Origin of the sequence: Wolbachia endosymbiont of Drosophila seguyi (genome assembly GCF_028981765.1) — a bacterium.
GTDB classification, from domain to species: Bacteria; Pseudomonadota; Alphaproteobacteria; order Rickettsiales; family Anaplasmataceae; genus Wolbachia; species Wolbachia pipientis.
In genome coordinates, this window is sequence record NZ_JAPQLM010000052.1 from 1 (window position 1) to 7,222 (window position 7,222).

General features: G+C 34.7%; 6 protein-coding genes, 2 tRNA genes and 1 pseudogene. 7 read left to right on the forward strand and 2 right to left on the reverse strand.

The genetic code is table 11. The annotated features are described in order from the left end of the window. Nucleotides 1-288: 288 nt before the first annotated feature. From OZD62_RS01080 to OZD62_RS01090, 3 genes are all read left to right on the forward strand, one after another. Entirely contained in the window at nucleotides 289-504 is a 216-nt protein-coding gene (locus OZD62_RS01080) for a hypothetical protein (protein WP_255407368.1), read from the forward strand. A 164-nt stretch (nucleotides 505-668) separates the two neighbouring features. After that, on the forward strand, nucleotides 669-971 hold the full coding sequence (locus tag OZD62_RS01085; RefSeq protein ID WP_010963066.1) for a hypothetical protein: 303 nt from the start codon (nucleotides 669-671) through the stop codon (nucleotides 969-971). A 107-nt stretch (nucleotides 972-1,078) separates the two neighbouring features. Further along, nucleotides 1,079-2,605, forward strand: coding sequence for an acyl-CoA carboxylase subunit beta (locus OZD62_RS01090; protein WP_015589410.1), 1,527 nt, complete (start codon nucleotides 1,079-1,081; stop codon nucleotides 2,603-2,605). 53 nt (nucleotides 2,606-2,658) lie between these two features. Here OZD62_RS01090 and OZD62_RS01095 read toward each other — a convergent pair. Further along, nucleotides 2,659-2,731, reverse strand: a tRNA-Thr gene (locus tag OZD62_RS01095). Nucleotides 2,732-2,978: 247 nt separating this feature from the next. Between OZD62_RS01095 and mutM the strand changes: the two genes are divergently transcribed. Continuing rightward, entirely contained in the window at nucleotides 2,979-3,794 is an 816-nt protein-coding gene (gene mutM / locus OZD62_RS01100) for a bifunctional DNA-formamidopyrimidine glycosylase/DNA-(apurinic or apyrimidinic site) lyase (protein ID WP_010963068.1), read from the forward strand. 16 nt (nucleotides 3,795-3,810) lie between these two features. Continuing rightward, the gene (pdxH, locus tag OZD62_RS01105; RefSeq protein ID WP_022626142.1) at nucleotides 3,811-4,404 is read left to right on the forward strand and encodes a pyridoxamine 5'-phosphate oxidase; all 594 of its coding nucleotides are present in this window, start codon (nucleotides 3,811-3,813) and stop codon (nucleotides 4,402-4,404) included. A gap of 3 nt (nucleotides 4,405-4,407) precedes the next feature. Here pdxH and OZD62_RS01110 read toward each other — a convergent pair. After that, nucleotides 4,408-4,484, reverse strand: a tRNA-Met gene (locus OZD62_RS01110). Nucleotides 4,485-4,546: 62 nt separating this feature from the next. On the opposite strand from OZD62_RS01110, the gene OZD62_RS01115 reads away from it, so the two are divergent. Together OZD62_RS01115 and OZD62_RS01120 are read left to right on the forward strand one after the other, a co-directional pair. Further along, entirely contained in the window at nucleotides 4,547-6,709 is a 2,163-nt protein-coding gene (locus OZD62_RS01115; protein WP_265017999.1) for a ComEC/Rec2 family competence protein, read from the forward strand. 61 nt (nucleotides 6,710-6,770) lie between these two features. After that, nucleotides 6,771-7,222, forward strand: a pseudogene (locus OZD62_RS01120) (hypothetical protein); the annotation flags it as partial.

A 7,222-nucleotide genomic window follows, 5' to 3' on the forward strand; every position in this document is an offset into this window, starting at 1 on the left:
TTGTTGCAATAAAATAGAAACAAAAGTGCTGTCCCTTGCACTCTTTGGATAATTTAATGATAAAAAATTTAGAGAGAAATTTTATATACTATCGCTGATATTTTTCCTTAAGTTGACGCCATTGCCTGAACACTTACCTAATGATGAAGCTATCGAAAACATAGCAAAGAGACTTCAAAAATCTATAGACGATGCAAAAAAGCACAAGGTCATGTTTAGTGTTGATGTATTCCAAGGAGAAAAAAGTCATCAATAATAGATTATTCGATACTGATCTTATACCACCTCATGGAGCAAGATAAAAATGTTACTGAGACTGGAAAAGAAAAACTACGGCCTCTTATGTTAGAAATGTTTAATCTAGTTTCAACAGGCACTGATGTGAGCCAAGAAGTTCGGAGATTATTGCCAGAAGATATACTGAAAGAACGCGGCGAATATTTGTCACGTCTAAAACAAATTGTAAGTGATAGTATTGAAAATGACAAAAAAAAGAAATTGTAGTAGAAAGAGATAATAAATTTTATTATGTACAGTGTCCAGAAAAAAGTGTGATCACTCCTGCAAAATTTATGAACTCCCCGGAATTTAAGGACTTAGAATATGGTGCATTGCGAATAGGAGAAGGAGATAATCTAATCTGAATAAAAAGCTGGCAATATCATGATATGCAAGGCAAAGTAAAAATGACCTTTAGGGTAGGCGATGAAAAGATCGAAATGATTTTATCTTCTGAAAAAGCTGAAAGTTTTGGTAAAATAATGGTACATATGGATGACAAAAGTTGTGAAATCTTCTCAAAGTACCTAAAAGAGCTAGAAAAAGAACCTCGTATAAGCAAGGTTGTTGAAGCTGCTAAAAGTTTTGCACAAACGAAAAGCAGTGCAGTTAGTCCACCTCTTTCTAATATGAAAAGAGTTGACACATCGCAACATTTTCAAAGTAGTGACCATGAATCACCAGAGCATTAACAATTATCATACATACATTGTTGCATATAGCAATAGTGTATGTGTATAGTTAGTGGGGTTTGTAAACTTAATAAAGTCTACAACTAATTTGAAAACTACTTTATTGTATGCAAGACTTTAAAATACTAGAAAATCTAAAAACCAAAGCACTAGAAGCTGAAAAAGGAGGCGGTTCTGACAGGATTACCAAACAACATGAAAAAGGGAAATTAACTGCTAGAGAAAGGCTCAGTATATTGCTCGATGAAAGTTCTTTTGCAGAATACGATAAATTCGTAAAACATCATGCAAATGATTTTGGCATGCAAAATGCTAATTTTTTAGGTGATGGGGTAGTGATTGGTCATGGTACTATTTATGGCAGAAAAGTTTTTGTTTATTCTCAGGATTTTACTGTCTTTGGTGGTTCACTTGGTGCGTCACATGCAAAAAAAATATGCAAAATTATGGATATGGCAATTAATGCCAGAGTTCCAATTATCGGACTAAATGATTCTGGTGGAGCCAGAATTCAGGAAGGAGTAAATTCTCTTGCTGGTTATGGAGAAATTTTTCAAAGAAACGTAAATGCATCGGGTGTTATACCACAAATTTCTTTAATTATGGGCCCATGTGCAGGAGGTGCAGTTTATTCCCCAGCATTAACTGACTTTACTTTCATGGTGAAAAACAGTTCATATATGTTTATAACCGGGCCAGATGTAGTAAAAAAGGTTACCTACGAAGATGTAAGTTTCGAAGACCTCGGTGGAGCAAAAATTCATACAAGCAAAACAGGAGTAGCGGATTTTGCATTCAATAATGATGTTGAAATGCTGCTAAAAATGCGTGAATTCTTTACTTTCTTACCAGCAAATAATCAAGAATCACCAAAATCTGCACCAATCTGTAATGATGTTGACGACATTGATGAATCCTTAAACACTCTAATTCCTACCAATCCTAATACTCCTTATGATATGTATGAACTCATTGAAAAAGTTTGTGATGAAAGGAATTTCTTTGAACTGAAACCTGATTTTGCTCGTAATATCATAACTGGTTTTGGTAGAATTGGAGGAAATACTGTCGGTATTGTTGCAAATCAACCTATGCACCTTGCAGGATGTTTGGATATTGATTCTTCAAGAAAAGCTGCGAGGTTTGTAAGGTTTTGTGACGCATTTAACATTCCGATCATCACACTTATTGATGTTCCAGGATTTTTGCCGGGTACAAATCAAGAATACAATAATATAATACAACACGGAGCGAAACTGCTTTACGCTTACGCTGAAGCGACCGTGCCGAAAATTAGCCTTATCACTAGAAAAGCGTATGGTGGTGCATACATTGTTATGAATTCGAAACATCTAAAAGGTGATATAAATTATGCCTGGCCAACTGCTGAAATAGCTGTGATGGGCCCTGAAAGTGCAGTTGAGATTATATTTCGACACGAAAAAGATCAGCAAACGTTAATTAAAGAATATAAAGAAAAATTTGCTAACCCATTTTTTGCTGCATCATATGGATACATTGATGACATTATAGTGCCAAGTAAAACAAGGTATCACTTTTGTAAAGCATTAGAGCTACTCAAAAACAAGAAGGTAGAAAGGATATGGAAAAAGCATGACAACTTACCTCTGTAACTTTCTTCTAAGCCTTGCTTACAAGTTATGCAATATTATAAGTATAATCAGTGTGCCGTTACCAAGACTCGAACTTGGGACCTCGTCATTACCAATGACGTACTCTACCACCTGAGCTACAACGGCAAGTTTATATATTATGATAATGAATAACACAAAAAAGAATAAGGAAAAAGAAGAGGAGAAAAAAAGATTAGCGAAAGCTTTAAAGCAAAATATTTTGAAAAGAAAAAAGCAGCAACAGAGTAGACAGAGAACCCTTTCAAAACTCGTTTGTGGTGAGGAATTTTTAGGAGAAAGCACCGCAGAATACTCGAATGTATTTGAGAACGACAAAATTACCATCAGAAACTTAAGTTTTGAAGGAGGTATCATGCCAGAACTACCGGAAGTGGAAGTAATCTCTAATTTTTTGCTTGATAAAATTAAAAACAAGCAAATCAGTAATGTTATAGTGAATAATTGGAATTTACGTGCCCCAATAACAAAAAATATTGATGATATGCTAAAGGGCAAAGTCATACGCAACATCAAGCGTAGAGGTAAGTATACCATCTGGAATACAGATGGTAGTGTGGCTGTAATCATACATCTTGGCATGAGCGGAAAGCTTATATATGCCGACCACGATCAAATGCGGAATAAGCATGATCACGTGGTATTTTTATTTTCTGACAATACTTCAATAATTTTTAATGACCCAAGAAGATTTGGATTAGTTATCGTTTTAAATAAAGAACAAGAAACGGATTTTTTTAGCGATTTTGGAATAGAGCCCCTCACGGATGAATTCAGTGGAGACTATTTACAGGAGTTGCTGAAAAATAAAAAAGTGAATATCAAATCAGCGTTAATGGACAATAAATCAATAGTTGGCGTAGGCAACATATATGCTTCTGAGAGCTTGTTTAGAGCCCGTATATCACCACTCAGGTCAGCAAAAAACTTGACCTATAGAGAGTGCGAAAAACTTGCTGCTGAAATAAAAAATACTCTGAGTGATGCAATTGCTGCAGGTGGTTCAACACTGAAAGATTATGCACAGCCATCTGGATCTGCTGGATACTTTCAAAATAACTTTTACGTATATGGTAAAGTTCAAAAACCTTGCAAGATTTGCAATAATATCATAACACTTATACGACAAAATGGCCGTAGCACTTATTTTTGCAACGCGTGCCAGAATTAAGATTTTATTTTTTGATATGATATTTTCACTTGAAAAAGATCCATTTGATTTGTTTTCAAAGTGGTACAAAGCAGTACTTAATTCTCCGTGTGAACAACCAACTGCAATGACGCTAGCAACTTGTAGCAAAGACTGTATTCCATCTGCAAGAGTGGTATTACTAAAGGAATATAGCAAAGAAGGTTTTGTGTTTTTCACTAACGTAAACAGTAAAAAAGGGAAAGAATTGACTGAGAACCCCAAAGCTGCGTTAGTGTTTCATTGGATAGAATTTGCTAGGCAAGTGCGAATTGAAGGAGAGGTTAAACTTCTAAACGATGAAAGAACTGACAAATACTTCTCTTCTCGAGCGCTGGGTAGTCAAATTAGCGCATGGTGCTCAAAACAATCGAGCATTCTGAAAGATTGGCAAGATTTTGAGCAAGCTATAAAATTGAAGGAAAAAGAATTTCACAATACACAAGTTTCTCGTCCTGATTTTTGGGTGGGATTTTGCGTAATCCCAAAAGTAATTGAATTTTGGCAAGAAGGTGAATATAGGAAGCATATTAGATTTAGATACACTCTTGTTGAGGGAAGCGATTGGAAAGTGGAACAACTATATCCTTAAAAATGGTTGCGGGAGTAGGATTTGAACCTACGACCTTCAGGTTATGAGCCTGACGAGCTACCGAGCTGCTCCATCCCGCGCCGTTGCTTATTTAGTTATTATATATACAAATAATGAAAAAAGAAAAATAAAATTTCACCACATGCAAATATCGACACACTTATTAACTTTTCTTGACATAATAGTTAGTTATATACGTAACAATCTGCGCAATGAACAATATAACTTGATACTGTGGTTTCCTGTTCTTCAGTGTGCAGGAATTTTAACATATTTTTCCCTAAGTTTTGAACCAAGCTGCATATCTATTTTTCTTTTGCTTTTACCCACACTAATTTTGATTGCAATATTATACAGAAAGTACGCAATATTATGCATTGCTTTAATTGCAGTGCTCATAGGATTTACAGCCAGTAAATTAAGAACAGCTTTAGTTGATACTCAAATTCTTGATAAAGAGAGGTATGTAAAAAATATCGTTGCCACAGTGAAGGATATTAACGACAGGGGCTCATATAAACAATTTCTGCTTTCTGTTGAAAAATCCCCTACTATCTCAAAATCCTCTCCTGTCATCCCAGCGCCCCCTTTTGTCATCCCAGTACTTGATACTGGGATCCAGAAAAAAAAGATATGGATTCCAGCGTCACGCGCTGGAATGACACCGGATAGAGCTCTAGATAACATCAGAATATCAGTTAGAACCAAAGTGGAAAAAGGCATTAAAATAGGCGATCAAGTAAAATTATCAGCAAAACTCTTCCCTCTAAAGATTGCACCTTCGGAGTATGCATACGATTTTGCAAGAATAGCATATTACCAGAAAATAAGTGCAACAGGTTTTGCAACAAGCAAAATAGCCCTACACAAAAAGGCTGAAGCAAGGCAATTTCTAGAGTATATAGAATCTTTCCGTCAATACATTTATGAAAACCTGCAGCAAAATATCAAAAAACCACATGCGGATATAATCTCTGCATTACTGATCGGTAAAAAAGATGGCATAGATCAAAAAACTATGGACGCGATACGAGATTCAGGTATAGCACATTTGTTTGCCATATCTGGTTTGCATTTATCATTTGTTGCTGGTCTGTTTTTTGTAGTGTTTCGTAATTTATTCGCAATATCTGAAACTTTGACTCTTAAGTATAACACCAAGAAAATATCTGCATTCCTTACTATCTTGCCAACCACGTTTTATTTATTGATTACCGGTATGCAAATTTCTGCTCAGCGTGCCTACATTATGGTGATTTTAGTACTCGTTGCAATAATGATAGAGAGAAAATATCGAGGGTTAATAGCAATTGCGTTTGCTGCTTCAGTGATACTCTCAGTAGAACCAGAAGCAATTTTAAAGCCTGGCTTTCAGATGTCATTTTCTGCTGTTTTGGCACTGGTTGCCAGTTATCAAATTAATGCTAATAAGTTGTTCAAAATAAAAATAATGAAATATTTTGTGTCGATAATGATCAGCTCAGTAATAGCAAGTTTAGCAACTGTTCCGTATACGATATATAATTTTAATTATTTTTCAATTAGTGGCATTATCACAAATTTAGTTGCTATACCAATAGTTACATTAATTATTATTCCACTTGGAATAATCTATGTTTTGTTGATTCCTTTGGGTGTTGAATGGATTATAGCGCCATTTATAGAGCGCCCAATTGACAGCATTTTGTATATAACAAATGCAATCGCTAGTCTTCAGTATTTGGTTATTCCCATTCGTACTTTTCCTGCCTCATCAATTATTATAATAACATTTGGGTTATTGTGGCTGTGCTTGTGGGAAAGAAATTGGCGTTTCTTCGGAATTTTCTTTATTGTGCTGGGTATTTTCTCTAGTGCTATGTATAGAACTCCTGATATCTTGATAAATGCTGATAATGTTGCTGCAAAGGAGAGTGATAACTTACTATATTCTCTCACCAGAAAAAATAGGAACTTTGTTGTCAAAACATGGGCGAAGCAAAATGGGCAGAACCAAATTTTGAATCATAAAAAATACAATAACTCAGATAAAAGGCTAAAGTGTAACGATTATGGCTGCATATATAATAAAGGAAATAATAAATTAGTGCTGCTAGCTTATAAAAAAGAAGATATTTCAGAAAATTGTGATAAAGTTGATTTAACAATTCAATTAAGTGAATTCGACTATTCAGCTTGCAACGCTAAAATTATTAAACATGCTGATCTAGAAACGTATGGCACACATTCTGTTTGGTTAACAAATCGTTACGTAAAGATTAATACAGTGCGCTCCAATAGGCCTTGGCACATGTTGAAAAATTAAGAAACTTGATTTTAAGGTTTGGTTAACGTATACCTAAATAAGTTTAAACTAGAAAAATGTTATGGTTACAGACACTCAAGATCCTTTCAAAGACTATTTTGATTTTTTAGGATTTAGAAAACTTTCTGACCAGCCCAGTAGAATTTTGAGCTCTATAAGAAAGTATTCTGGTACTATATCGATAGCAAGTACCATTGCTACTCTTATAGCATTTACTGCCTTTTCTATTCAGCCTGTTACAGTAAGTATTGCTGGGTTTGCGTTCACGCCAGCACCTCTTGCCTTTATTCCTCTTATAGTTCTCTTATTTACTGCTGTTATAAACTTTATAAATACACAAAAAATAAAAGAGAATGAAATAGATAAAAAAATAGGAAACTATCAAGTTGATGAACAGTACAGCCAGATTGCTCAAGAAGCTAAAAAAATTGAAATTGTAACAAATTTAGATAAAAAGGGGGAAAAGCTCTCAATAGTTTTACCAATTTCTAAGACGCAGAGAGAAATACTAGA

What these genes read in the sequence shown, in the direction of transcription:
- OZD62_RS01080 (WP_255407368.1), top strand. Translation starts at nt 289, where the DNA reads ATGGAGCAAGATAAAAATGTTACTGAGACTGGAAAAGAAAAACTACGG.
- OZD62_RS01085 (WP_010963066.1), top strand. Translation starts at nt 669, where the DNA reads ATGCAAGGCAAAGTAAAAATGACCTTTAGGGTAGGCGATGAAAAGATC.
- OZD62_RS01090 (WP_015589410.1), top strand. Translation starts at nt 1,079, where the DNA reads ATGCAAGACTTTAAAATACTAGAAAATCTAAAAACCAAAGCACTAGAA.
- mutM (WP_010963068.1), top strand. Translation starts at nt 2,979, where the DNA reads ATGCCAGAACTACCGGAAGTGGAAGTAATCTCTAATTTTTTGCTTGAT.
- pdxH (WP_022626142.1), top strand. Translation starts at nt 3,811, where the DNA reads ATGATATTTTCACTTGAAAAAGATCCATTTGATTTGTTTTCAAAGTGG.
- OZD62_RS01115 (WP_265017999.1), top strand. Translation starts at nt 4,547, where the DNA reads ATGCAAATATCGACACACTTATTAACTTTTCTTGACATAATAGTTAGT.